A 24,321-nucleotide genomic window follows, 5' to 3' on the forward strand; every position below is an offset into this window, starting at 1 on the left:
GCTTTACACCGGGCGTACCGGCACGCCCCTCCCTTTTAGGTAGGACTTGAGCTCCGGTATGGTCACCTCGCCGAAGTGGAACAGGGACGCCGCCAGTACAGCGTCGGCCCGGCCCTGGGTGAAGGCGTCGTAAAAGTGGGAGAGCTCCCCGGCCCCGCCGGAGGCTATCACGGGAATGCCCACGGCTTCTGATATGGCGCGGGTGAGCTCCAGGTCGTAGCCGGTCTTTACGCCGTCCCGGTCCATGCTGGTGAGGAGAATCTCCCCGGCCCCCAGGGACTCGACCTCCTGGGCCCACTCAACCGCGTCCCGCCCGGTGTCTACCCGCCCGCCGTTAAGGTAGAGGGTCCAGCCACCTTCCGGGCGGCGCTTGGCGTCCATAGCTACAACCACACACTGGCTGCCGAAGACCTCGGCAGCCTCTTTTATCAGCCGGGGGCGCTGTAAGGCCGCTGAGTTTACAGACACCTTGTCGGCCCCGGCCCGGAGGATAGCTGTAAAGTCATCCACTTTACGGATACCGCCGCCTACAGTGAAGGGGATGAAAATGCGCCCGGCCACCTGCTCCACCATGTGGGCTACTATGTCCCGGTGGTCGGCGGAGGCGTTGATATCCAGGAATACCAGCTCGTCGGCCCCCTGGCTGTCGTACAGGGCTGCGGCCTCCACCGGGTCCCCGGCGTCCCTGAGGGAGAGGAAGTTGGTGCCCTTTACCACCCTGCCGTCCTTTATGTCCAGGCAGGGGATTATGCGTTTTGCGTACATATTTAAACCTCCGGTGTCAAGTGTTTTGCTTTACATAGTCTGCGAAGTTCCGCAGTATGGAGAGGCCGGTACTGCCGCTCTTTTCCGGGTGGAACTGGCAGGCGGCTAAGCTGCCGGACTGTACCGCCGCGTGTATCTCCGCGCCGTACTGTGCTGTGGCGCAGACCAGCTCCGGCTCAGCCTGCAGGTAGTAGGAGTGTACGAAGTAGACATAGGGCTCCCGGGGGAGGCCCTTCAGGAGCCAGCCGGGGATTTTAAGGTCCAGGGAGTTCCAGCCGATGTGGGGGACCTTCAGGCCGCAGTCCTCGGGCAGGCGCAGGATTTTCCCCGGAAGGAGGGACAGGCCCTCTATGCCCGGGGACTCCTCGCTGCTCTCAAAAAGCACCTGCAGGCCAAGGCAGATACCTAAAAAGGGACGGCCGGTTTTGACGTAGCTCTTTATGGCGCTGTCCAGCCCGCGGCTCCTGAGGCTCGCCATGGCCTCGCCGAAAGCGCCTACCCCTGGCAGGACAGCGGCCTGAGCGGACATGAGCTCCTGGGGTTTGCCGGTGACGGTGCAGCTGCAGCCTATGTGCCGCAGGGCCTTCTCCACGCTCTGGAGGTTGCCCGCACCGTAATCGATAATGGCTATCACGTGATTCACCTCGCTAAATTAGTAAAATGAGTATAGCATATTTCCATAGCTTTTGCAAGTGGCTTCCTTTATGTATAATTCTTTACAGAAAATTCATGAAACTTTTTCTGAACGGCGGTATACTTATTTTCGGTAAAATATTGAGAGAAAGAGAGATTATAGCCGATGTTTTCAAAATTCAGCGTCAAGAAGCCGATGACGGTGCTGGTGGGCGTGGTGATTGCCATAGTGCTGGGGATAGTGGCATTTTCCCGCATGACCCCGGACCTGCTGCCAAACATCAACCTGCCATATGCTGTCATAATCACAGCCTACCCGGGGGCGGCCCCTGAGGAGGTTGAGGAGGAAGTCACAAAGCCTATAGAGCAGGCTATGGCTACATTGGACCATGTGGAGGAGATAACCTCGGTGTCAAGGGAAAATGCTTCACAGGTAATGCTGCAGCTTACGGACGACGCCAACATGGATACACTCACCGCCGACATCCGGGAGAAAATCAGCAGTGTCTCCGGGGGCTGGGGGGATATGGTGGGCACGCCGTACATAATGAAGATAAACCCCAGCATGATGCCTGTTACTGTAGCCGCCATGGAGATGGAGGGCATGGACAGCGTTGGGCTCACAGACCTTCTGGACTCACAGCTTATGCTGAAGCTGGAGGGCATAGAGGGCGTTGTAAGCGTTGCCGCCAGCGGGAATGTGCAGGAGAGCATAACAGTTGAGCTGAGGCAGGACAAGATAGATAAGCTGAATGATAAGCTCAAGGCGAAGCTGGACGAAAAGTTCGGCGATGCGGAGAAGGAGTTGGATGAGAGCTCAAAGGAGATAGAGGACGGCCTAAACGAGACTAGGGAACAGCAGGAGGAATTAGACGGCCAGAAGGCCCAGCTTGAGGCCGGGCAGAGCCAGCTTGCCCAGCAGACGGGCCAGGCCCAGGGACAGCTTATCTCCAAGAAGGTGGAGATAGAGTCGGCCAAGGCTCAGATAGCCGCCCAGCTGACAACTATGGAGCAGAACAGGAAGCAGCTCCAGGACGCACTTGACAAGCTGAAAGCTTTACAGGCTACCCTCAGCCAGCTCACAGGCCAGCTTGGTATGCTGGACCAGGGGATAAGCGGCCTGCAGGAGGCCATAGCCGGATATACTGCATTGTCACAGCAGCTGGAGGCTCTGAAGGCACAGCTGGAGGCCCTGGAGCCGGAGAGCGAGGAGTACGCCCTGGTGCAGCAGCAGATAGAGGCGCTCCAACCACAGCTTGCGGCGGCTGAGGCGGCCCTGGCTGCTTTGGGCACCACGCCGGCGGGGGCCCCGGCGAAGCTGGCTGAACTGCAGGAGAACAGAGCTGCGGTTGAGAAGGGGCTGGCAGAGGCCAAGGCTATGGCTGCGGCAGGAGGGGCCGACCCTGAGAACCTGGACAAATCCATAGCCGAGGCCCAGGCTAACCTCACCAAGCTGGGTGCCGGGATGGACCAGCTGAAGGCCACCAGCTCACAGCTTGAGAGCGGCGCTGTGACAGTGGACCAGGCCCTGCGGGAGCTAAGCCGGCAGCAGACCAGCGGCATAATGCAGATGAGCGCGGGGATGTCCCAGATAATCGCCGGGCAGTCGGCTCTGGGTGCGGCTCAGCAGCAGCTTGAGTCGGCAAAGGCCCAGCTTGAGGGCGCAAGGGAGGATTTTGACACACAGAAGGACGCGGCCTATAAGAATGCCGACCTGCCAATCACCATGGAGATGGTGTCCCAGATACTTACGGCCCAGAACTTTTCCATGCCCGCCGGATATATTGAGGACCAGGGGACCGGGATACTGGTAAGGGTGGGCGACAAGTTGGAGGATAAGGAGGAGCTTGCGGGGCTTCTGCTGTTTGACACCGGCGACGAGGGCATAGGCAGGATATACCTGCGGGATGTTGCGGATATATCTGTAGAGAGCAACGCCGGGGAGCTATATGCTAAGATAAACGGCGAGAACGGCCTGCTGCTGAGCTTTACAAAGCAGTCCACCTACTCCACGGCCCTGGTGTCGAAGAATATTGGGGAGCGCTTTGGGGCGCTCTCGGAGGAGTATGAGGGGCTGAAGTTCACCACCCTGATGGACCAGGGCAACTATATCTATATAGTTGTGGACACGGTGCTGCAAAACCTGGTGCTGGGCGCGGTGCTGGCGGTGCTGATATTGCTGCTGTTTTTAAGGGATTTGCGCCCCACTATAGTTATCGCGTTCTCAATACCAATTTCGCTGCTGGTGGCAATAGTACTCATGTACTTCTCAGGGGTGACCCTGAATGTTATTTCCCTGTCGGGCCTGGCGGTGGGCGTGGGCATGCTGGTGGACAACTCCGTGGTGGTGATAGAGAATATCTACCGCCTCAGAAGCGAGGGAACGCCTGCGGCAAAGGCCTCTGTCCAGGGGGCGGTGCAGGTGACAGGGGCTATTATCGCCTCAACGCTCACTACCGTATGTGTGTTCCTGCCAATAGTTTTCGTGGAGGGCGTCACAAGGGAGCTGTTTTCTGACATGGCCCTGACTATCGGATATTCCCTTTTGGCAAGCCTCTTTGTGGCTATCACCCTGGTGCCCGCTATGACTTCCACCACTCTTAGGCAGAGCAAGGCCAGGGAGCACAGCTTTTTTGACAGGGTGCTGGGCGGCTACGGGAAAATAGCCGCGGCCTCACTCCGGCATAAATGGGTCTGCTTCACCCTGGCGCTTTTGCTGCTGGCAGGGAGCACGGTGCTGGCCCTGTCCAGAGGGTTTATATTCATGCCCGCCATGAGCGGCAGCCAGCTGGATGTGAGCTTCACTATGCCGGACGAGGAGGCGACCTTTGAGGAGACCACGGAGATGGCGGACAGGATAGTGGAGCGCATTATGGAGCTGGACTGCGTGGAGACTGTGGGGGCCATGGTCAGCAGTGACGGTACCGGCGGGAGCGCCATGCTGGGCATGGGAGGCAGCGGGGATGTATCAATATATGTAATACTGGACGAGGGCTCCGGGGTTAAGGACAGCGAGGCAGCCAGGATGGTGGAGGAGGCCTGCGCGGATTTGGACTGTGAAGTGGACGCCCAGGGCGCAATGGATATGAGCGCGTATATGTCGGCTATGAGCGGCTCCGGTGTGGAGGTGAAGCTCAGGGGGGACGATATGGATTCGCTGATTGACACAGCCAACGAGCTGACGGAGATACTCTCAGAGGTAGAGGGCGCCGACGGCGCGGAAAGCGACTTGGAGGACAGCACGCCGGAGCTGAGAATAGTTGTGGACAAAAATAAGGCCATGGAGAACGGCCTTACTATCGCCCAGGTGTATCAGAGCGTGAGCGGGGATATAGCCGAAGACAAGAAGGCCACAAGCATAAGCGTGGACGGGTATTCCCAGGATGTGCTGGTGGTGCACCCGGAGAAGGGTGGCATGAACGAGAGCTACCTGAAGAGCCTGACAGTCACCTCTACGGACCGGACCACAGGGGAGACCGAGGAGGTGCCCCTGATACGCATAGCGGACTTTGAGGAGCGGCAGAGCCTGAACTCCATAAACCGTGAAAACCAGAACAGGGTCCTGACGGTGAGGGCGGGCATTGCGGACGGGAACAATGTCACGCTGGTGACCAGGGAGGTCCAGAAGGCACTTGAGGGGTATGAGCCGCCAAAGGGCGTTACCCTGGAGATGGCCGGGGAGAATGAGACCATTATGGAGGCAATGGGGCAGCTCATGCAGATGGCTGCGATGGCTATACTTATAATTTACCTGATAATGGTAATACAGTTCCAGTCGCTCCTGCTGCCGTTTATAGTGATGTTCACAATACCACTGGCTTTTACAGGCGGGTTTTTGGGGCTGTATATCTGCGGCATGGAGGTGAGCGTTGTGTCGATGATAGGCTTTATCATGCTGGCGGGCATTATCGTCAATAACGGCATTGTGCTTATAGACTATATAAACCAGCTGCGGCTGGAGGGCGTGGAGCGCCGGGACGCCATAATTCTTGCCGGGCGCACCAGAATGAGGCCGATACTCATGACAGTGCTCACAACTGTGCTGGGGCTGGTGTTCATGGCGCTGGCTACGGGCATGGGCGCGGAGATGATGCAGCCTATCGCCGTAGTGTGCATTGGCGGCCTGCTGTACGCCACCTTGATGACGCTGTTTGTGGTCCCGGCAATGTATGACATCATGGCAAGGAAGGAGCTCAAAAAAGTCGAAGTGGACTGATATATTATTTAATATAGTAAAAACCCCTGGGGTCGCCAGGGGTTTTGCTTTTGGTTTAGGAAGCCTTCCTTTGAAAGAGCCGCCTGTGCCCATAGGCGGCAGCCAGGGCGCAGAGCACGCCCAGCAGGGAGCCCGCAAGCACGTCTGTGGGGTAGTGCACAAAGAGGAATACCCGGGAGAAGGCTATCAGCGCGGCGAGGGCCAGGGCTGCTGCGCCGGGGCGTTTGTCCTTTAGAAAGATGATAGTGGCGGCGGCAAAGGAGGCGCAGCTATGGCCCGAGGGGAAGGAGTAGCCGCTGGGGGGAGGGATAAGCAGGGATATCTCAGGCATTTCCTGGAAGGGGCGGGGGCGGCAGATTATGTTCTTAAGGGCTATCTCACCCAGCAGCAGGCCCAGCAGCATTGCCGCCAGCATAAGGCAGCCGGTGGTGCGCCAGCCGTTTTTTCTGCCCAGGGCTATTATGAGCAGGGAGAGGAGAATCCAGAATATGCCGCTCTCCCCAAGGTAGGTTACGGCGGGGAATACTGCGTCGGTTATGGGATTGTGGAAGCCGGACTGTACAAAAGTCATAACGGCGCTGTCGAATGGGTTCATGGCGTTCCTCCGAGGATTTTTAGATGTTATACTATTCTAGCAGAAGAGTGGCCGGATTGCAACACATATCGGGGAGGGGAGGCGAATATATATTGGGTACCGAATTAAAAAACTTGGGGGTATTAAAAATGTTGTTCCACCAAGCAACCGCACAGGAGGCGCTGGAAGCTCTCGGTACGGACTCCGAGCGGGGCCTCACGCCTGGGGAGGCCACAAAAAGGCTGGGAAAGTACGGCAGGAACCAGCTGCGTTCTGGGAAAAAGCAGAGCGTTTTGTCACGGTTTTTCAGCCAGTTCAAGGATTTTATGGTGCTGATTCTGCTTGCCAGCGCCGGGGTGTCATTTTGGGCCTCGGCTATGCAGGGGGACGCGGACTTTCTGGACCCTATTATAATACTGTCAATAGTGGTAATAAACGCGGTGATAGGCACAGTCCAGGAACTGCGGGCGGATAAGGCCATAGACGCCCTGAAGAAGCTCAGCTCCCCCAAGGCCCGGGTGCTGAGGGCCGGGAAGAAACAGACCATAGACAGCGTGGGGCTGGTGCCGGGGGATATAGTTATCCTGCGGGCCGGGGATTTGGTGCCCGCCGATTTAAGGCTGTTGCGCTCGGCGGAGCTGCTCACGGAGGAGTCTGCCCTTACAGGGGAGTCGGTGCCGGTGGAGAAGGACGCGCTGGCGGTTTGCGGCAAGGAGGCTCCCCTGGCTGAGAGAAAGAATATGGTGTTCTCCGGGACAGGGGTGGCCTCGGGGGCCGGGGTGGGCGTTGTGACCGCCACTGGGATGGACACGGCTATGGGGCATATCGCCGGGCTGCTGGAGCAGGAGACCGCGCCTGAGACCCCGCTGCAGAAGCGGCTGGGGCAGACAGGGAAGGCGCTGGGCCTGGGGGTAATCATTATCTGCGGGCTGATATTCGCGCTGGGGCTTTTGCAGCATATCGAGCCGCTGGAGATGTTCATGATAGCCATAAGCCTGGGGGTAGCGGCTATACCCGAGGGACTGACAGCGGTGGTGACAATCGTGCTGGCAATGGGCGTGAAGCGCATGGCGGCTAAGAGGGCCATAATCAGGCATATGCCCGCGGTGGAGACCCTTGGGAGCACCCAGGTGATATGCTCGGATAAGACCGGCACGCTGACCCAGAATAAGATGACCGTTACGGCCTTTATGGGGGCCTTCGGGCAGGAGCCGCTGGAGAGCACCACGGCCCAGTTCTGCCTGGAGCTGGGGACCCTCTGCAATAACTGCGAGACCGAGGGAACTGACAGGAAGGAAATCTCGGGGGACCCCACCGAGGCCGCGTTTTTGAGGGCCTGCCGGAGCAGCAAGGGCTCCCTTGAGGAAAAGTATCCCAGGGTTGGAGAAATACCCTTCAGCTCTGCGCGGAAGCTTATGACTACCGTGCACAGGAGCGGCGGGGGGTACAGGATAGTGTCTAAGGGGGCTCCGGACGTGCTTATAGCCAGGTGCACCCAGCAGCTTAGGGGTCATAGCGTGTCGCCTCTTGGGGGCGGGGTCAAGGCGAAGCTCATGTCAGATAACTCAGAGCTGGCAGGGAAGGGGCTGAGGGTTCTGGCGGTGGCATATAAGGACGTGGAGCACCTGCCGGGGGATGACAGGGAGACGGAGAGCGGGCTCATATTCTGTGGGCTCATAGGCATGGAGGACCCGCCCAGGAAAGAGGCCAGGGCCGCTGTGCTGGAGTGCAAAAGGGCGGGGATAATCCCGGTGATGATAACCGGGGACCACGCGGAGACAGCGCTGGCTATAGCCAGGCGCATAGGCATTGCACAGGAGGACGGCAGGGCCATAACCGGGCCGGAGCTGGATAGGCTCTCGGAGGGAGAGCTTGCGGAGAAGATTGGAAGCTGCCGGGTGTTTGCCAGGGTTTCGCCGGAGCATAAGGTGAAGCTGGTGAAGGCATACCAGCGGCGGGGGATGGTTGCCGCCATGACCGGGGACGGGGTGAACGACGCCCCTGCGCTGAAGGCAGCCGATATCGGCTGCGCCATGGGCCGGGGTGGTACGGAGGTGGCGAAGTCGGCGGCTGATATGGTGCTGACGGACGACAATTTCTCCACAATAGTATCCGCTGTCCGGGAGGGCAGGGGGATATACAGGAACATACGGCGTACGGTACACTTTTTGCTGTCCTGCAATATAGGGGAGATACTGGTGGTGTTCGCGGCGTTTCTGCTGCGGGCCCCGGCGCCGCTGCTGGCCATACAGCTGCTATGGGTAAACCTGGTGACGGATTCCCTTCCTGCGCTGGCCCTGGGCGCTGAGCCGATACCCAGGGACGTAATGGAGGAGCCGCCCCATAAGAGAGAGGAGAGCGTATTCTCCGGCGGGATGGGGCTGTCTATCACATTGGAGGGGTGCCTTGTGGGTGCCTTGGCTCTCCTGGCCTACAGCGCGGGCAGGGCATGGTTTGATGTTGACCCGATGGAGCCGGTGATAGGGCGAACCATGGCGTTTGCGGTGCTGAGTCTGTCCCAGCTGGTGCACAGCTTCAATATGCGCTCGGAGGGCTCGGTGCTGGAGCTGGGGATTTTCGGGAATGGGAAGCTGAATCTCGCCTGTATTATATGCGCTTTCCTTATGGTAAGCGTGATAGTGTTCCCTCCCCTTGCCGCGGTGTTCAGGACGGCTGCGCTCACGCCGGTGCAGTGGGCCATGGTCGGCGGGCTGTCGGTGTTCCCCCTGATAGCAGTGGAGGGGGAGAAGCTGCTGGGACGGCTCAGAAATATGTCGAAAAAGAAAAAATAATGGCTGCAAAAAATGCCCCCGGGTGTAAAGCCGGGGGCATTTACAGTAAAGGGGAAGTGCTTTTCGCAAAAAAGGGAGGGCCGTTTTAAGGGCCCTCCCATAAAAATCCAAATATTGCGTAGGTTCATACTTTTTTTACAAGAAAAAGTGTTTTATCCCCAACTTTCGACAAATTATACAGCGGCACAGTGCTATAATCCACTCAGCAAGGTTTTAGGGCATACTGACAAGCCGGTAACTTGTCAGGCATGCTGTCCGAAGCTGGGCTCAAGGCAGAGCTTGTCGGAAATCATGGCGATGAATTCGCTGTTGGTGGGCTTGCCCCGGGTGTTATGTATGGTGTAGCCGAAATAGGAGTTCAGCACATCCACATCACCGCGGTCCCAGGCCACCTCGATGGCGTGGCGTATGGCCCGCTCCACCCGGGAGCTGGTGGTGTTGTAGGCCTTTGCAACGCTGGGATAGAGCTGCTTTGTGACGGCGTTTATTATCTCCGGGTCCTCGATAGCCATGATGATGGAGTCGCGAAGGTAGTGGTAGCCCTTGATATGGGCGGGCACCCCTATCTGGTGGAGTATCTCGGTCACCTGGACCCGCAGCTGGGGGTCGCTGGGCTCTGTCTCGAAATGGCGGCCCCTTGTGGAGATAAGGGAGAGTATGCGGTCCACCATGGCGTTCTTGTCGAAGGGGGCGATTGCGAAGTAGGCCGCCCCTGACGACAGGACCTCACGCTCAAGCATGGGCGTGGTGTAGGAGGCCGAGACGACGCATAGGGGGCGCTCGCCGCTGTCGGCTGAGATGGCCTGGAGCACGCCAAGGGCGTCGAGGCCCGGCATAAACATGTCCATAATGACAGCCTGGGGCCGGTCCTCCCGGATGCGGGCAAGGAGCTTGCTGCCGTCCCTTTGCTCGAATACCGCCGTGCCCCCCTGTCCCTCCAGCTTTTCCAGCGCCGGGCGGGGCCATTCGCTGGCTTCCCCGCAAATTAGAATCTTTACCTGTTTATCCATGAATATCCTCCTTGATTGATAGGTCGTGAATAAATTTTACCATAAGTCGCGCTTTACTGCAAGAGTAAAATGAGAAAAAATTGGAAAAAAAAGTTTCAAAAACGGGCGGGAAATGATGGGAAATGGATTTACAGAAAAAACCCCATATTTTGCGTATCTGACAGGCCTTCTACACATGGGAGGCTGTTTTTTTATTTCATAAAAGTAAAGAGATTTTTGAAATTATTTTTCTTTAAGGAAATTATAACAAGACTTTTAGGAGTGAATACTTATTGCATATTTATTTGAATAGTAAAGTGAACTTAATGATATTATTTAGAAGTGTAGAAATAATTATTTATTACGTACTATGGCTGGATAACAGTACCTTCCCCACCGCTCTTGACTGCCCGGGAAAAATAGTTTATAATAAGATACACTATGTAAAATGAATAAATCCGGCCTGAAAATCGGTAAACAGGGCCGGGCGGAGGGATGGCAATGCCCATTACAGACCTGCTCGAGAGAAATTCCAAGCTCTACGGCGACATGACGGCGCTTGTAGAGATAAACCCTGAGCTGCAGGAGCCCAGAAGGGTCACCTGGCGGGAGTATGAGCTTATACAGCCCGGCGGGCCCGCACCATACAGGCGGGAGATAACCTGGTCGGTCTTTGATGAGAAGTCCAACAGGGCGGCAAACCTGCTTTTGGGCCGGGGGATACGCAAAGGGCAGAAGGTGGCCCTGCTGATGATGAACTGCCTTGAGTGGCTGCCAATCTACTTTGGCATACTGAAGACCGGGGCTATAGCCGTGCCGCTGAACTTCAGGTATACGGCCGAGGAGATAAAATACTGCCTGAGGCTGGCGGACGCGGACGTGCTGTTCTTCGGGCCGGAGTTTATCGGGCGCGTGGAGGAGATAGTGCCGGATATGGTTGGGGAGAAGCTGCTGTTCTTTGTGGGGGACAGCTGCCCGACCTTTGGGGAGGACTACCACCGGGCGGCGGCAAACTGCTCGAGCGTCCCGCCAAAGGTGCTTATAGACGACGAGGACGAGGCGGCTATCTACTACTCCTCGGGCACCACAGGCTTCCCAAAGGCCATACTGCTCAGGCACTCGGCGCTTATGCAGTCGGCAAGGATGGAGGCCCTGCACCACGAGACCACCCATGAGGATGTGTTTTTGTGCATACCGCCGCTGTACCATACCGGCGCAAAAATGCACTGGTTCGGCTCCCTCTTTACAGGCGGCAAGGCGGTGCTCTTAAAGGGGAACTCGCCCCGGGCTATCTTCGAGGCAGTTTCCGCTGAGAGCTGCACTATAGTATGGCTGCTGGTGCCCTGGGCCCAGGACATTCTGGCGGCCCTCGACAGAGGGGACTTTAAGCTGGAGGATTATAAACTCTCCCAGTGGAGGCTCATGCACATAGGGGCCCAGCCGGTGCCGCCGAGTCTGGTAAAGCACTGGTGGGAGTATTTCCCCCACCATAAGTACGACACGAACTACGGCCTCTCAGAGTCCACCGGTCCCGGCTGCGTGCACCTGGGGGTGGACAACCCCCATAAGGTGGGAGCTATCGGCGTGCCCGGCTCTGGCTGGCGGGTAAAGATAGTGGACGAGCAGGGGGAGCCTGTGGAGAGCGGCGGCGTGGGCGAGCTGTGTGTCAAGGGCGGCGGCGTGATGGTGGGGTACTATCATGACGAGGCGGCTACAAACGAGGTGCTCAAAAACGGCTGGCTGCATACAGGGGATATGGCAAGGCAGGACGAGGACGGGTTTATCTACTTAGTTGACCGCAAGAAGGACGTTATCATCTCCGGCGGCGAGAACCTGTACCCGGTGCAGATAGAGGCCTTCCTCTCCGGGCACCCGAAGATACACGACGTGGCTGTTATCGGCCTGCCGGACCAGCGGCTTGGTGAGATAGCGGCGGCTGTCATACAGGTCAAGGAGGGCATGGAGTGCACCGAGCAGGAGGTCATGGACTTCTGCAAGGACCTGCCAAGGTACAAGCGCCCGAGGAAGATAATTTTTGCCCCGGTGCCAAGGAATGCTACAGGGAAGATAGAGAAGCCGAAGCTCAGGGAGATTTACTGCGGCGTGAGGCTGGTGGAAGCCCAGAACCAGGGATAAGGAGAGATATTATGATACGCCATATCTGCATGTTTTCTTTAAAGGAAGAAAATAAAGAGGCCAATATTGCCGAGTTTCTGCGGCGGGGCGTGGAGCTGTGCGGGCTGCCTGTTATCCTGGAGGGGCAGGCGGTGCGGTGCACGGAAGGGGCCCAAAACGCCAATTTTGACGTGGCCCTCATTTTCGACTTTGACAGCATTGAGGATTTGAACACCTATCAGGTCTGCCCCGAGCATGTTGCCTTTGGGAAGTTTGTGGGCGGCATCAGGGAGAACCGGGCCTGTATTGACTATACTTTTTGAAGGAGATACATATGAAAAAGCTTATTTTAGGCAACGCCGCCGTAGCCCGGGGGCTCTACGAGGCTGGGTGCGCCATAGCGTCCAGCTATCCCGGCACCCCCAGCACGGAGATAACCGAGGAGGCGGCTAAGTTTTCAGAGATATACTGCGAGTGGGCCCCAAACGAGAAGGTGGCAATGGAGACGGCCTTCGGGGCGAGCCTTGGGGGAAAGAGGAGCTTCTGCGGCATGAAGCACGTGGGGCTCAATGTTGCCGCCGACCCGCTGTTCACCATGGGCTATACCGGGGTAAACGCCGGAATGGTGATTGCCGTGGCTGACGACCCGGGTATGCACTCGTCCCAGAATGAGCAGGACTCCAGGCACTATGCAAGGGCGGCGAAGCTCCCCATGCTGGAGCCCTCCGACTCAGGGGAGGCCTTGGAGTTTACAAAGCTTGCCTATGAGCTCTCGGAGGAGTTCGACACTCCGGTGCTGCTGAAGATGTGCACGCGGGTGGCCCATTCACAGTCGGTGGCGGAGCTCTCGGAGCGTAGGGAGCCGGAGGCGAAGCCCTATGAGAAGGAGCCGCATAAATATGTAATGGCCCCGGCCAATGCTATTAAGAGGCACCCGGTGGTTGAGGAGAGGCTCAGGCAGCTGGCGGAGTGGGCCGGGACCTCGGGGATAAACCGGGTGGAGGACGGCAGGGACAGCAGCGTCGGCATTATCACCTCCAGCACCTGCTATCAGTATGTGAAGGAGGCCTGCGGGGACAGGTACCCGGTGCTGAAGCTGGGGATGGTATGGCCTCTGCCGGAGGGCCTTATAAAGGATTTCGCCGCCAGGGTGGAGCGGCTGGTGGTAGTTGAGGAGGGCGACCCCTTCCTGGAGGGCTGCTGCCGGGGGCTGGGGCTCAGTTTAAGCGGAAAGGACTGCTTCCCGCTGACAGGCGAGCTCAGCCAGAATATGGTGGCTGAAAAGCTGGGGCTGGATGTGCCAAAGGGCAGGGGGCTTTCAGAGGAGCTGCCCAACAGGCCGCCGGTGATGTGCGCCGGGTGCCCGCACAGAGGGCTGTTCTACACGCTGAAAAAGCTTGGCTGCACGGTGCTGGGGGATATCGGCTGCTATACCTTGGGGGCAATGCCGCCCCTAGGTGCTATGGATATGACCCTGTGTATGGGGGCCTCAATCAGCGGGCTCCACGGCTTTAACAAGGCAAGGGGGCCTGAGGCCGGGGGGAAGGCCGTGGCGGTGATAGGTGACTCAACCTTTATGCATTCGGGCATGACGGGGCTTGCCAATGTGGCCTATAACCAGTCTGATTCTACAGTGATAATACTTGACAATAGTATCACCGGCATGACAGGGCACCAGCAGAACCCTACAACAGGCCTTAACCTCCGGGGGGACCCGGCAGGTAAGATTGACCTTGAGGCCCTGTGCAGGGCCATGGGCATCGAGCGTGTGCGGGTGGTGGACCCATATGATTTGAAGGCCTGTGAGGAGACTGTGAAGGAGGAGCTGGGTGTTAGTGAGCCCTCGGTGATAATCTCCAGAAGGCCATGCGCGCTCTTAAAGTATGTGAAGCATAAGCCCGCGCTTAAAGTGGACGCTGGGAAGTGCCGGGGGTGCAGGGCCTGCATGAGGATAGGCTGTCCGGCAATTTCCATTAAGGACGGCAAGGCCCATATTGACGGCACCCAGTGCGTGGGCTGCGGGGTCTGCGGGCAGCTGTGCGGCTTTGGCGCGTTTAAGGAGGGTTAAGGATGGATACGAAAAATATAATGATAGTTGGTGTTGGAGGCCAGGGGTCGCTGCTTGCCAGCAAGCTGCTGGGACATCTGCTCATGGGCCGGGGATACGATGTGAAGGTCTCTGAGGTCCACGGCATGAGCCAGCGGGGGGGCAGCGTCGTCACCTTTGTGCGCTACGGTGAGAAGGTATACTCCCCGGTGATAGATAGAGGTGAGGCTGACGCCATAGTTTCATTTGAGCTGCTGGAGGCCGCAAGGTGGCTGTCATACCTGAAGCCTGAGGGCCGGGTGGTGACGAATACCCAGCGGATAGACCCTATGCCAGTGATAACCGGGGCGGCGGAGTACCCTGTAGGGCTGGTGGAGAAGCTGGAGTCCGCCGGGGCGAAGGTAGACGCCCTGGACTGCCTGGGGCTTGCAGAGGAGGCCGGTAGCGCCAAGGCGGTGAATCTGGTGCTGCTGGGGCGGCTCTCCCACTATTTTGACTTCCCCATTGAAGCCTGGCAGGAGGCTATTGAGGCCTGTGTGCCCGCGAAGTTCCTGGAGCTTAACAGGAGGGCTTTTGAGCTGGGGAGGAGGACGGCCTGACGGCTTTCCCGCCACATGAAGACTCAATATTAAATATAGATATGTCTTGAAAGGACTGATGCAAAGTGGAACGCTACTACCAACCCGAGATTGAGTGCGCCTCCCGGGAGGAAATTAAGGCCCTCCAGGATGAGCGGCTGGTGAGGCAGGTGCGGCATGTTTGGGAGAATGTGCCCTACTACCGGAAGAAGATGGAGGAGAAGGGGGTCACGCCGGATGATATCAGGTCATCGGACGACCTTCATAAGCTTCCATTTCTCTCAAAGGCTGATTTGAGGGAGGCGTACCCCTATGGGCTCATGGGAATGCCCCTGAAGGACTGTGTGCGCATACAGTCCACCTCCGGGACCACCGGCAAAAGGGTGGTGGCCTTTTATACCCAGCATGATATTGATTTGTGGGAGGACTGCTGCGCCAGGGCAATTATGGCGGCGGGAGGCACAAACGAGGACGTCTGCCAGGTGAGCTATGGCTACGGGCTTTTTACCGGGGGGCCGGGGCTGAACGGCGGCTCCCATAAGGTGGGGTGCCTGACGATACCCACAAGCTCGGGGAATACGGAGCGTCAGATAATGTTTATACAGGACCTTTCAGCCACTATCCTGTGCTGTACGCCCTCTTATGCGGCTTATATAGGCGAGACCATGAAGGAGATGGGCCTGGGGCCGGATGATATACCCTTGAAGGCGGGCATTTTTGGTGCGGAGGCCTGGAGCCAGGAAATGCGCAGGGAGATTGAGAATACCTTGGGGATAAAGGCCTATGACATCTATGGGCTCACAGAGCTCTCGGGGCCCGGGGTGTCCTTTGAGTGCTCGGCCCAGAGCGGAATGCACGTCAATGAGGACCACTTTATCGCTGAGATAATTGACCCGGAGACAGGAGAGGTACTGCCGGAGGGGAGCCAGGGAGAGCTGGTGTTCACGTCTATCACAAAGGAGGCCTTCCCGCTGATAAGGTACCGCACCAGGGACATCTGCACCCTCACCCGGGAGCCATGCCCCTGCGGGCGCACCCATGTGAAGATGACCAAACCTCAGGGCCGTACGGATGATATGCTCATTATCCGGGGCGTGAACGTATTCCCGTCCCAGATAGAGACGGTGCTTCTAAACCATGGGTATCCGGCAAACTACCAGATAATCGTGGACAGGGTGAAGAACACCGACACCCTGGACGTACAGGTTGAGATGACGCCGGAAATGTTCACTGACAATCTGGGGGATATTGCCCAGAGGCAGAAGGAACTGGTGGAGGGCCTGCGCTCTATGCTTGGGCTCACGGCTAAGGTGACCCTGGTGGCGCCAAAGTCCATTGTGCGCAGCGAGGGGAAGGCTGTTAGGGTCATTGATAAGAGAAAGATATAAGGAGGGCAAACTATGACAGTCAACCAGATATCCGTTTTCCTGGAGAACAGGCCGGGGACGCTGACGAATATGACGGCGCTGCTGGCTGAGAACGGCATAGACATGCGGGCCTTAAGCCTTGCGGAGACCAATGACTTCGGCATTGTGAGGATAATCGTGGACGACGTCTATAAGGCGGCGACGGTACTTAAAGACGGCGGGTTTGTGCACAAGCTGACGCCGGTGCTGGCGGTGCTGATACCGGACGAGCCGGGAGGACTGCACAAAATTCTGCAGGTGCTGACTGAGGCCGGGGTAAATGTTGAGTACATGTACGCGTTCCTGGGAGGCGGGGATGTGGACCATGCCTACATGATATTCCGGGTGCAGGAGCCCCAGAAGGCGGCGCTTGCCCTTTCCGGGAAGGGCATAAAGCTGGTGGACCAGGAGAATATATCCCAAATATAACAAAAAGGCCGCGGCGCATAGCCGCGGCTTTTTCGTTATATTTGGAGTAAGTTTTTACCGTTATTTCCCAGGATGTCCTCAAGCTCCCGGGGGTTTAGGGGCTGCTCACGGAGCCAGTCAAGGCTGTCCTTCTGGCTGCTCCAGGGGCTGTCGCTGCCGAAGAGCACCCTTTCCGGGCCGAAGGCGCGGACAAGGGCCATGAAGCCGGAACTGTCCAGAAGCTGTAGCTCGTCCTCAGAGTAGTGGCTGTCGGCGGGGGTCATTCTGCCGGTGGAGAAGCTGGTGTCGATGTAGACAGGCAGGCCAGCAAGGAGTTCCAGCACCCGGTCCCAGGAGCGCCAGCCGCCCATATGGGCGAGGATAAGCTTTACCGGGCCGACCCTGCCCACGGCATTGCGCACCATCTCAGGGGAGCAGCGGGACACTCCGGGGAAGCCCACATCCAGGCCGGCGTGGGTGACGACTATTAGGCCGAGCTCACCGGCGCGGTCCAGAATGCGCAGGGTGCGTGGGTCGTCGAAGTCCACCCCCTGATATACCGGGTGGAGCTTGATACCCTTTAAGCCCAGGTGCTTTACCCGGGCAAGCTCCCTGTGCCAGCCCTCAAAGTCCGGGTGCATACAGCCGAAGGAGAAGAGCCCGGCACAGCCGGGTTTCTCAGGGGCGCTCTCGTTAATGGCTGCGGAGGCGTCGTTGATATGCTCAACCTGGCGGGGGGCTGTGGCTACCGGGAGGACGACCGAGAGGTCTACCCCGGCGCTGTCCATGGAGGCGAGAAGGCCCTCCGGGGTGCCGTCGGTGAAGGGGAGGGTATGGCTGGCGGCGCTGAGCTTTTTAAGGGTGGAGGCCGCCAGCTTTGGGGGGAAGCTGTGGGTGTGGAAATCGATTATCATACTGCCTCCTTAGTTGATGAAGCGTATCTGCTGCTCCTCCTCCAGGGGGTAGAAGGTGGGCCTTTTGGCGTTGATATTGGACTCGGTAAGGCGCACGGCGGTAAGCTGGGAGTTGGAGTAGGTCTTATAGTAGTATATCCCCCGGGAGGCGTTCATGCAGCAGGCGTAGGTGGTGGTGTCGCAGATATTGCCCTTTGCCATGGTGGAGCCACGTACTATCCATACATTGTCGAGAATATGGAAGAACTGGGACACCGACTCCTCCTCGGTGCCGCCGCATAGGGAGTTCGCCCTGTTGAAGCAGGCCCGCACAAAGCGGGAGGTGGGGGAGTTGTCCCCGGGCAGGCCGATAGAGCCCATGCCGCTGCCGAAGGCCGTAAGGTCCAGGCCCTTGCAGAAGCGGTTTTGAGGCGGGCTTGAGGTGAGGTTCATGAAGCTGTTTAGGTTCATGCTGTGGTAGGGGAAGGTGGGGTTATTGGTGAGTACGCCGAAGGGGTTGTCGTATATCCTAAGGCCATCCTCCCTGGTCTGCTCCAAAACTATGCTTGAGCCCTGGGCGTCGCTTATCATCCAGTGGAGGGGGGCCACGGGAGTGTCCGGGTCAAGGGGAATATTGACAAGCCACAGGGACGAGAGCTCCCGCCTTACCTCCTCAAGGGTGCCGAAGGAGCCCAGAACCCAGGGGATGAGCTCATAGGGGGTGAGGTTTCTTTTTCCGGGGATGGGCTCGCCGTACCAGGCGTTTTCCGGGAAGTTGAGCCCTGCCATTGAGAGGCCCCTCTCGTTGGTGGCCTCGGCGTAGAGGGGGTAATCCCCCTGGACAGAGGCCATGCCTATCATGGCGTACCAGTTTTCAAAGCTGTCCCCGGATTTCAGGGGGAAGCGGAAGCCCCTGGGCGTGACGGAGACCTGCTCACCGAAGCGGTAGTGGATATCCATGGTGCGCCCGAAGTATACGTCCCGGGTCTTCATTGTAATGCAAGTGCACATTTATGTGCCTCCTTTCATACTGGGTTATAGTATGAGTAGAGGCGAGATTTTTATTCTTTAAGCTCCAGTCCGGCGGCCTCCATCATGTAGTGATAGAGGGGTATGAGCCCGGAGAGGGACTCTGAGAGAAGCAGGGGGAGCCTGTCTGTAAAGAGCTCGTCGCCAAAGTAGTCGTCGTAGCCTATACTGGCCTGCTTGCGGTTGTACCATGGGTCGATAAGGCTGCTTATATGCCCCTTCGGGCGCTTGTACTCGTCACCCCACAGGCGGCTGCGCTCCCTGTCCGGGACGGCGAGCAGCAGCTCCTCAAAGCGCTTTGGGTCGCTGTCTATCTTTTTGCGGAAGGCCGCCGCCTGCTGTGCGGAGCGCTCCCAGTAGCCGAGGCCGTGGGAGGTGCCCGAAAGCCCGAACTCAAACCAGAGCATTGGTCCCTGACTGCGGCAGTCCGCGCGCTGAAGGGAAAACCAAAGGTGGTCGTGGTAGGGGCCGCGGCCGAAGAGCCTCCGGGCGTCCCGGTATATCCTTGAGATGTGCAGGCCAAAGCCGCAGGCGGGAAAGCGCCTAGACATTATGTCCAGGGTCTCCTCAGCCAGCTCTTTAAAGGGCCGGTGCAGCAGGGCCTCAAACTCGGGCTTGTGCTCCTGAAACCATGGGCGCTCATTGTTTATGGACAGCTCAAAGAGGAAGTCCATGGCCCGGGGGCTCAGCGGCCCCGCGCTCACTGCTGGTCCTCCCAGGGCTTGGCGGTGCTGGCTATGCGGAAGGCCGCGCAGCCGTGGGGGGCTACGTCGGCAGTCACGGCGCCGTCGGTGAACTCGGTGCGCCTGCCCTCCCATAAGTCTATGCCCGCAATGGTCCGGGGCCATATGTCCCTGACAGAGGCAGAAAGGTGCTGGGGCTCGTCGGCAAGGTTAAAGAGCACCACATATTTTTCCCCGGAGTCCGGGTCCAAGGCGGTCCAGGCGGCGGAGCTGTCATTGCGGTAGAGCTGTTTCGGGCGGCAGGGGAGCATGTCCAGCACGTCCCAGTTGGTGAGGATGAACATGGTCCAGTCGTCCAGCTTTGTGAGCTCACCGCCCATCATCAGGGGGGAGCCCATCAGACACCAGAGGGTGAACATGGTCTTCTGTTCGTCCCTTGTAAATCGGGTCAGGCGCTCGTCACCGAAGCCCGCGCCGATATAGCCCAAGGGCAGCATGTCGCAGTCGGGGTATGAGCCGGGGAACACATGGTCTTGCCACTGCTCGCAGCGGGGGAACATGGCCTTCAAAAGCTCCCAGTCGTCCCAGAAGTCGTCGGTAATGCGCCACATATTGGAATATGTCTGGTAGTGCCAGGCCTTGCCTATCACCGCCGGGCCGGGGGAGAGGGACAGCACAATCTGGCGCCCGCTCTTTTCAATGGCGCGGGATATCATCTCTATTTCAAAGCTTCTGGCGAAGGCCTTCTCGCTGTTTGGGGTCCAGTGGTCGGTATTGCAGATGTCGTCGCATTTTATAAAGTCCACGCCCCAGTCGGCGTACATTTTTATAATTGAGTCGTAGTAGGCCTGGCCCCCGGGACAGTCCCGCACGCCGTACATATCCGGGTTCCACCAGCAGACAGAGGCAGGGTCGGCTACCATATCAGCCGTCTCGTTATGGCCCAGTATTTTGCCGTGGACATGGGCGGCAATCCGGGGTATGCCCCGCATTATATGTATGCCGAACTTGAGGCCAAGGCTGTGTATATAGTCTGCCAGGGGCCAGAAGCCCTTGCCCCCCTGGGAGGAGGGGAAGCGCTCGGGGTCCGGCTGAAGGCGGGACCAGGCGTCCATCTCCACCGGGCCGAAGGGGATGTACTGGAAGCGCCCGCGCATACTCCCGGCGTTTTTTGCGTACCACTGGATGTCGATGACGATATACTCCCAGCCCCACTCCTTCAGGCGCTCAGCCATGACCCGGGCGTTGGCCCGTACCTGCTCCTCGTTTACGGTGGTGTCGTAGTAGTCATAGCTGTTCCAGCCCATGGGCGGGGTTGGGGCAAATACATTGTTTGTCATAAAGATATCCTCCAAAGGGTCATCATCACATTGTTGATACGTTTCAGATATTATGACACATTTCCTTCAATCTTGCAAGAGCTTTTGAGAATTATATTAAAATAAGGGCCCTGATACCTGGAAAAAGTATCAGGGCTGAGTATCATTATATTATATTTAGAGCATATAGTTCTTTAAAAGATATACTTTGACCCGGTTTTATATGACTCGTAGGCGCCCACCATGAATTTAGTGAGGGCAACCGCGTCGTCTATGCCGTTTGGAGCCTCGCCGCCGTCAATGCAGGCGTCAATCCAGGCGTCAATGGGCATGGGGTCAGCCTGGGGGAGGTCCCCGAGCTCCACCAGCTTACCCTCGGTCTCGGCGCAGCTATACTCTAAAATGTCGTTATGGACCATCAGGGAGCCCTCTGTGCCGCCCACCTCAAGCACATATCCCATGCCGCCGCTTACAAAGCCGGTTTCGGACACGCCGATGGCACCGCCGCCAAACTCGATAACGGACACGGCGTTGTCCTCTACGCCCTTGCCGGTCACCTCGGTAAACATGGAGACGATGGACTTGGGCTCGCCCATGAGCCAGTTAAGGGTGTACATGGGGTGGGCGCCCAGGTCCATCATAGCCCCGCCGCCGGTCTCCTTGGGGTCGTAGAAATGGGGCGGGAGCCATCCGGCGCTGCTGCCGTTATGTACGTTGCGCACCCGGGCGTAGGTTATCCTGCCCAGCTTCCCGCTTTCGGTCAGCTCCTTGGCTGCCTTGAGGGTGGGGCGAATTTTGTGGGGGTAGGAGATGGTGAACTTAATGCCGCTGCTGCGGATGACGCCGGCGATGTCCGCGGCCTCCTCATTGGTGAGGGCCAGGACCTTCTCGGTGAAGATATGCTTGCCGGCCTTTGCCACGGCCTTGAGTATTTCGGTATGCTCGGCGGTAGCGGTGGTGACGGTGACGGCCTCTATAGAGGGGTCGCTGAGCAGGGCGTCCAAATCGGGCTGGAAGGGCACGCCAAGCTTTTCGGCCATCTCTGCGCCGCGCTTTGAATCGCTGTCCCAGAGGCAGGAGAGGGTGGTGCGGGAATTGTTCTGCACGGCGGTGGCGTACTCCATTGTGTGCACGTGCCATGCGCCCAAAACTGCTACGTTCATAATAATTTCCTCCAAAGGTTTATATTACTCATGCTTCTCCAAGCATGGCTCTAACACAGTTTGCGGCCTCAAAGTCCTTGCTGCCCATGCCGTAGCCCACCTGCAGGAGGGTCATAACGGGCATGTCGCCGAATTTAGTGGCGAAGTGCCTGAGGAGCGCCGCGCCGGTGGGGGTGCAGAGCTCGCCCTTGATTTTGCCCCCAAAGATGGGCACGCCTGTGAGAATATGGGCGGTGGCAGGGGCCGGGACAGGCAGTATGCCGTGGGCGCACCGGACCTGGCCGCTGCCCACATGCACCGGGGAGACGATGACCTGCTCCGGGGACAGCCTGTCCATTAATAGGCAGACTGCGGCTACATCCGCCACAGCGTCCATGGTGCCCACCTCGTGGAAGTGGATTTCAGTTACCGGCACGCCGTGGGCGTGGCTCTCGGCCTGGGCTATCAGATTATATACAGCCAGAATGTCGGACTTCACCTTCTCGGGGATGTTTAGGTGCCCGCTTACAATATGCTCGATGTCGTGCATACCGCTGTGGTGGTGGGAATGTCCGTGCTCGTGATGATGCTCACGTTCGTGATGTTCGTGTCCATGATGTTCGTGCTCATGATGTTCATGTTTATGTTCATGGTGGTGCTCTTCACCTTCGGTATGTCCGTTTACAGACACCTCCATATGGGTGCCGGTAATGCCGCATTTCACCGAGGGCTGGGCTGTGAACTCCACCCCGGGTATACCCAGGGCGTTCAGTTCGTCTATAAAGCCCGGGCGCTCCTCTGGGGGAAGGAGCTCTAAAAGGGCGGCGGAGAGCATGTCCCCGGCGGCGCCCATATTGCAGTCAAGATACAGGGTCTTCATATATGGTCCTCTCCTTCTGTTTTATCCTATTATAACAGATGCGGGGGATTTGTCAATGTGAAGGGGACTCCAGTGTTGACTTTTGGGCAGACGGTGGGTATAATAGGTCTTGTATACGAAAGTCTTACCAATAATAACCAAAGTATTTTAGAAAAGAGGTCAGCAAAAATGGAAGAGAATAAAAAGACTCAGGCTCAGGAGCTCAGCGAGAAGCTTCTGATGGACAAGGCTAAGCCCTCAAGGGAGGCCGCCCTCAGGGACGCCCCCAAGGCCATGGATTTTGCCGAGGGCTATAAGGATTTCATCACTGCCGCAAAGACCGAGCGCGAGGCCGTGGACTGGACTGTTACGGCGGCTAAAGCGGCGGGATTTGTGGAGTTTGACCCGCTGAAGAAGTACAGCGCCGGGGAGAAGGTATACTATAACAACAGGGGCAGGGCCATGTGCCTGGCGGTTATCGGCAAAAACGGCGCAAAGGACGGCGTCAGGATAGCCGCGGCCCATATCGACAGCCCCCGGGTGGATTTAAAGCCCATTCCCCTGTATGAGAGCGGGGAGCTGGCCCTTCTGAAGACCCATTATTACGGCGGCATTAAGAAGTACCAGTGGACGGCGATACCCCTGTCCATCCACGGAAAGATTGTGAAAAAGGACGGCAGTGAGGTCATCCTGAACGTGGGCGAGAACCCCGGGGACCCTCAGTTCTGCATTACCGATATCCTGCCCCACCTGGGGAAGGACCAGGCCGTAAAGAAGCTGGGCGAGGCCTTCACCGGCGAGGATTTAAATGTGCTCATAGGCAGCCTGCCCCTTGACAAGGAGGGGGAGCAGCTCTATAAGCTGAATGTTATGAAGATTCTCAACGAGCAGTATGGCATTGTAGAGAGCGACCTTATCTCCGCCGAGCTGGAGTTTGTGCCCGCGTTCCCCGCCGCCGACATCGGCTTTGACCGCAGCATGGTGGGTGCTTACGGGCACGACGACCGGGTCTGCGCATACCCGGCCCTCCAGGCGCTGTTTGCCAGCGAGGCCCCGGAGAAGACCTGCATTGTCTGCCTGGCTGATAAGGAGGAGATTGGCTCTGTGGGCAATACCGGCCTCTGCTCGGAGTACCTGAACTACTTTGTCTGTGACCTGAGCCGTGCCGAGGGCCTGGAGCCCCAGCATGTGTGGAGCAAGTCGAGCTGCCTTTCAGCGGACGTGACCGCGGCCTTTGACCCCACCTATGCCTCTGCCTTTGAGCCGGGCAACTCCACCTATGTGAACCGCGGCGTAGGCATTGCCAAGTACACAGGCAGCCGCGGCAAGGGCGGCAGCAACGACGCCTCGGCCGAGTTCCTGGGCTGGGTGCGCAGGGTCCTGGACAACGCCGGCGTGCTCTGGCAGATAGGTGAGCTGGGGAAGGTGGACCAGGGCGGCGGAGGCACCGTGGCTCTGGACATTGCCCGCCTGAACGCCGACGTCATCGACATCGGGGTGCCGGTGCTCAGTATGCACGCCCCCTTCGAGGTCATCTCCAAGGTGGACCTGTATGCGGCCTATCAGGCGTTCAAGGCCTACTTTGAGGCTGAGTAAGCAATAAAAAAAACCAGGCAGTACGGCGGCTTTCCATACTGCCTTTTGTTTGGAGATGTTTTTATGACTGTACTGTACCTGGTCTGCTCGCCCGTGCTGCTCATAGCCGGAGGGGCCATAGCTTTCTTCACCTTCCGCTGGGGACGAAAGCTCAGAGAGCGCGGGGTAAAAAGCGGGGCCCTTTTCGGGCTGTACTTCATCAGCGGGGTATGGCTGCTGATGGGGATAGTGTTCATGATATACGGACTGCTGGGGGTGATGTGAGGGGCGGTCATGG

Annotated in this window: 20 protein-coding genes; 10 read left to right on the forward strand and 10 right to left on the reverse strand. The window is 58.1% G+C overall.

Features of this window, described 5'->3' with window-relative positions; translation table 11 throughout:
- Positions 1 to 3: 3 nt before the first annotated feature.
- Positions 4 to 765 (reverse strand): imidazole glycerol phosphate synthase subunit HisF, encoded by a 762-nt coding sequence (gene hisF, locus D5270_RS06985; protein ID WP_166543417.1) that lies wholly within the window; start codon positions 763 to 765, stop codon positions 4 to 6.
- A gap of 16 nt (positions 766 to 781) precedes the next feature.
- Positions 782 to 1,399, reverse strand: coding sequence for an imidazole glycerol phosphate synthase subunit HisH (gene hisH, locus D5270_RS06990; RefSeq protein ID WP_166543418.1), 618 nt, complete (start codon positions 1,397 to 1,399; stop codon positions 782 to 784).
- A 165-nt stretch (positions 1,400 to 1,564) separates the two neighbouring features.
- On the opposite strand from hisH, the gene D5270_RS06995 reads away from it, so the two are divergent.
- Positions 1,565 to 5,614, forward strand: a complete 4,050-nt coding sequence (locus D5270_RS06995) for an efflux RND transporter permease subunit (protein WP_166543419.1) — start codon at positions 1,565 to 1,567, stop codon at positions 5,612 to 5,614.
- 55 nt (positions 5,615 to 5,669) lie between these two features.
- Here D5270_RS06995 and D5270_RS07000 read toward each other — a convergent pair whose 3' ends face one another.
- The gene (locus D5270_RS07000) at positions 5,670 to 6,209 is read right to left on the reverse strand and encodes a phosphatase PAP2 family protein (RefSeq protein ID WP_166543420.1); all 540 of its coding nucleotides are present in this window, start codon (positions 6,207 to 6,209) and stop codon (positions 5,670 to 5,672) included.
- Between the two features lie 128 nt (positions 6,210 to 6,337).
- Here D5270_RS07000 and D5270_RS07005 point away from each other — a divergent pair, with 128 nt between their 5' ends.
- Positions 6,338 to 8,980, forward strand: a complete 2,643-nt coding sequence (locus D5270_RS07005; RefSeq protein WP_166543421.1) for a cation-translocating P-type ATPase — start codon at positions 6,338 to 6,340, stop codon at positions 8,978 to 8,980.
- 242 nt (positions 8,981 to 9,222) lie between these two features.
- On the opposite strand, the gene spo0A is transcribed toward D5270_RS07005, so the two are convergent.
- Positions 9,223 to 9,990: a sporulation transcription factor Spo0A gene (gene spo0A / locus D5270_RS07010; protein WP_166543422.1), complete on the reverse strand. Its 768-nt coding sequence runs from the start codon at positions 9,988 to 9,990 to the stop codon at positions 9,223 to 9,225.
- Positions 9,991 to 10,470: 480 nt separating this feature from the next.
- On the opposite strand from spo0A, the gene D5270_RS07015 reads away from it, so the two are divergent.
- The 6 genes from D5270_RS07015 to D5270_RS07040 all read left to right on the forward strand — a co-directional run bounded on the left by D5270_RS07015 (position 10,471) and on the right by D5270_RS07040 (position 16,544).
- Complete coding sequence (locus D5270_RS07015; RefSeq protein ID WP_166543423.1) at positions 10,471 to 12,105, forward strand: class I adenylate-forming enzyme family protein; 1,635 nt, start codon at positions 10,471 to 10,473, stop codon at positions 12,103 to 12,105.
- A gap of 11 nt (positions 12,106 to 12,116) precedes the next feature.
- The gene (locus tag D5270_RS07020) at positions 12,117 to 12,407 is read left to right on the forward strand and encodes a Dabb family protein (protein ID WP_166543424.1); all 291 of its coding nucleotides are present in this window, start codon (positions 12,117 to 12,119) and stop codon (positions 12,405 to 12,407) included.
- Positions 12,408 to 12,418: 11 nt separating this feature from the next.
- A complete protein-coding gene (gene iorA, locus D5270_RS07025) occupies positions 12,419 to 14,152 on the forward strand; it encodes an indolepyruvate ferredoxin oxidoreductase subunit alpha (RefSeq protein WP_166543425.1) in 1,734 nt (577 codons plus the stop codon).
- 2 nt (positions 14,153 to 14,154) lie between these two features.
- Positions 14,155 to 14,730 carry an indolepyruvate oxidoreductase subunit beta gene (locus D5270_RS07030; protein ID WP_166543426.1) on the forward strand — a complete coding sequence of 192 codons (576 nt, stop codon included), beginning with the start codon at positions 14,155 to 14,157 and terminating at the stop codon, positions 14,728 to 14,730.
- A gap of 65 nt (positions 14,731 to 14,795) precedes the next feature.
- Positions 14,796 to 16,097, forward strand: a complete 1,302-nt coding sequence (locus D5270_RS07035; protein WP_166543427.1) for a phenylacetate--CoA ligase family protein — start codon at positions 14,796 to 14,798, stop codon at positions 16,095 to 16,097.
- Between the two features lie 12 nt (positions 16,098 to 16,109).
- A complete protein-coding gene (locus D5270_RS07040) occupies positions 16,110 to 16,544 on the forward strand; it encodes an ACT domain-containing protein (protein ID WP_166543428.1) in 435 nt (144 codons plus the stop codon).
- A 35-nt stretch (positions 16,545 to 16,579) separates the two neighbouring features.
- Here D5270_RS07040 and D5270_RS07045 read toward each other — a convergent pair whose 3' ends face one another.
- The 6 genes from D5270_RS07045 to D5270_RS07070 all read right to left on the reverse strand — a co-directional run bounded on the left by D5270_RS07045 (position 16,580) and on the right by D5270_RS07070 (position 22,469).
- A complete protein-coding gene (locus D5270_RS07045) occupies positions 16,580 to 17,437 on the reverse strand; it encodes an amidohydrolase family protein (protein ID WP_166543429.1) in 858 nt (285 codons plus the stop codon).
- Between the two features lie 9 nt (positions 17,438 to 17,446).
- Complete coding sequence (bsh, locus tag D5270_RS07050) at positions 17,447 to 18,427, reverse strand: choloylglycine hydrolase (RefSeq protein WP_166543430.1); 981 nt, start codon at positions 18,425 to 18,427, stop codon at positions 17,447 to 17,449.
- 50 nt (positions 18,428 to 18,477) lie between these two features.
- Entirely contained in the window at positions 18,478 to 19,149 is a 672-nt protein-coding gene (locus tag D5270_RS07055) for a DUF2461 domain-containing protein (protein WP_166543431.1), read from the reverse strand.
- Positions 19,146 to 20,468: a glycoside hydrolase family 27 protein gene (locus D5270_RS07060; RefSeq protein ID WP_166543432.1), complete on the reverse strand. Its 1,323-nt coding sequence runs from the start codon at positions 20,466 to 20,468 to the stop codon at positions 19,146 to 19,148. Before D5270_RS07060 ends, D5270_RS07055 begins: the two co-directional genes overlap by 4 nt.
- 173 nt (positions 20,469 to 20,641) lie before the next feature.
- On the reverse strand, positions 20,642 to 21,610 hold the full coding sequence (locus D5270_RS07065; RefSeq protein ID WP_166543433.1) for a Gfo/Idh/MocA family protein: 969 nt from the start codon (positions 21,608 to 21,610) through the stop codon (positions 20,642 to 20,644).
- Positions 21,611 to 21,638: 28 nt separating this feature from the next.
- Positions 21,639 to 22,469: a LarC family nickel insertion protein gene (locus tag D5270_RS07070; RefSeq protein ID WP_166543434.1), complete on the reverse strand. Its 831-nt coding sequence runs from the start codon at positions 22,467 to 22,469 to the stop codon at positions 21,639 to 21,641.
- 168 nt (positions 22,470 to 22,637) lie between these two features.
- On the opposite strand from D5270_RS07070, the gene D5270_RS07075 reads away from it, so the two are divergent.
- Both D5270_RS07075 and D5270_RS07080 read left to right on the forward strand, forming a co-directional pair.
- On the forward strand, positions 22,638 to 24,044 hold the full coding sequence (locus tag D5270_RS07075; protein ID WP_166543435.1) for an aminopeptidase: 1,407 nt from the start codon (positions 22,638 to 22,640) through the stop codon (positions 24,042 to 24,044).
- 63 nt (positions 24,045 to 24,107) lie between these two features.
- Positions 24,108 to 24,308, forward strand: coding sequence for a hypothetical protein (locus tag D5270_RS07080; RefSeq protein WP_166543436.1), 201 nt, complete (start codon positions 24,108 to 24,110; stop codon positions 24,306 to 24,308).
- Positions 24,309 to 24,321 lie beyond the last annotated feature (13 nt).

The sequence above is a fragment of the Acutalibacter sp. 1XD8-36 genome, from assembly GCF_009917525.1.
In the GTDB taxonomy this organism is placed as follows: domain Bacteria; phylum Bacillota; class Clostridia; order Oscillospirales; family Acutalibacteraceae; genus Acutalibacter.

What these genes read in the sequence shown, in the direction of transcription:
- D5270_RS07045 (WP_166543429.1), bottom strand. Translation starts at nt 17,437, where the DNA reads ATGATAATCGATTTCCACACCCACAGCTTCCCCCCAAAGCTGGCGGCC.
- bsh (WP_166543430.1), bottom strand. Translation starts at nt 18,427, where the DNA reads ATGTGCACTTGCATTACAATGAAGACCCGGGACGTATACTTCGGGCGC.
- D5270_RS07065 (WP_166543433.1), bottom strand. Translation starts at nt 21,610, where the DNA reads ATGAACGTAGCAGTTTTGGGCGCATGGCACGTGCACACAATGGAGTAC.
- spo0A (WP_166543422.1), bottom strand. Translation starts at nt 9,990, where the DNA reads ATGGATAAACAGGTAAAGATTCTAATTTGCGGGGAAGCCAGCGAATGG.
- iorA (WP_166543425.1), top strand. Translation starts at nt 12,419, where the DNA reads ATGAAAAAGCTTATTTTAGGCAACGCCGCCGTAGCCCGGGGGCTCTAC.
- D5270_RS07060 (WP_166543432.1), bottom strand. Translation starts at nt 20,468, where the DNA reads ATGACAAACAATGTATTTGCCCCAACCCCGCCCATGGGCTGGAACAGC.
- D5270_RS07040 (WP_166543428.1), top strand. Translation starts at nt 16,110, where the DNA reads ATGACAGTCAACCAGATATCCGTTTTCCTGGAGAACAGGCCGGGGACG.
- D5270_RS06995 (WP_166543419.1), top strand. Translation starts at nt 1,565, where the DNA reads ATGTTTTCAAAATTCAGCGTCAAGAAGCCGATGACGGTGCTGGTGGGC.
- D5270_RS07020 (WP_166543424.1), top strand. Translation starts at nt 12,117, where the DNA reads ATGATACGCCATATCTGCATGTTTTCTTTAAAGGAAGAAAATAAAGAG.
- D5270_RS07015 (WP_166543423.1), top strand. Translation starts at nt 10,471, where the DNA reads ATGCCCATTACAGACCTGCTCGAGAGAAATTCCAAGCTCTACGGCGAC.
- D5270_RS07030 (WP_166543426.1), top strand. Translation starts at nt 14,155, where the DNA reads ATGGATACGAAAAATATAATGATAGTTGGTGTTGGAGGCCAGGGGTCG.
- D5270_RS07070 (WP_166543434.1), bottom strand. Translation starts at nt 22,469, where the DNA reads ATGAAGACCCTGTATCTTGACTGCAATATGGGCGCCGCCGGGGACATG.
- D5270_RS07080 (WP_166543436.1), top strand. Translation starts at nt 24,108, where the DNA reads ATGACTGTACTGTACCTGGTCTGCTCGCCCGTGCTGCTCATAGCCGGA.
- D5270_RS07075 (WP_166543435.1), top strand. Translation starts at nt 22,638, where the DNA reads ATGGAAGAGAATAAAAAGACTCAGGCTCAGGAGCTCAGCGAGAAGCTT.
- D5270_RS07005 (WP_166543421.1), top strand. Translation starts at nt 6,338, where the DNA reads ATGTTGTTCCACCAAGCAACCGCACAGGAGGCGCTGGAAGCTCTCGGT.
- hisF (WP_166543417.1), bottom strand. Translation starts at nt 765, where the DNA reads ATGTACGCAAAACGCATAATCCCCTGCCTGGACATAAAGGACGGCAGG.
- D5270_RS07000 (WP_166543420.1), bottom strand. Translation starts at nt 6,209, where the DNA reads ATGAACCCATTCGACAGCGCCGTTATGACTTTTGTACAGTCCGGCTTC.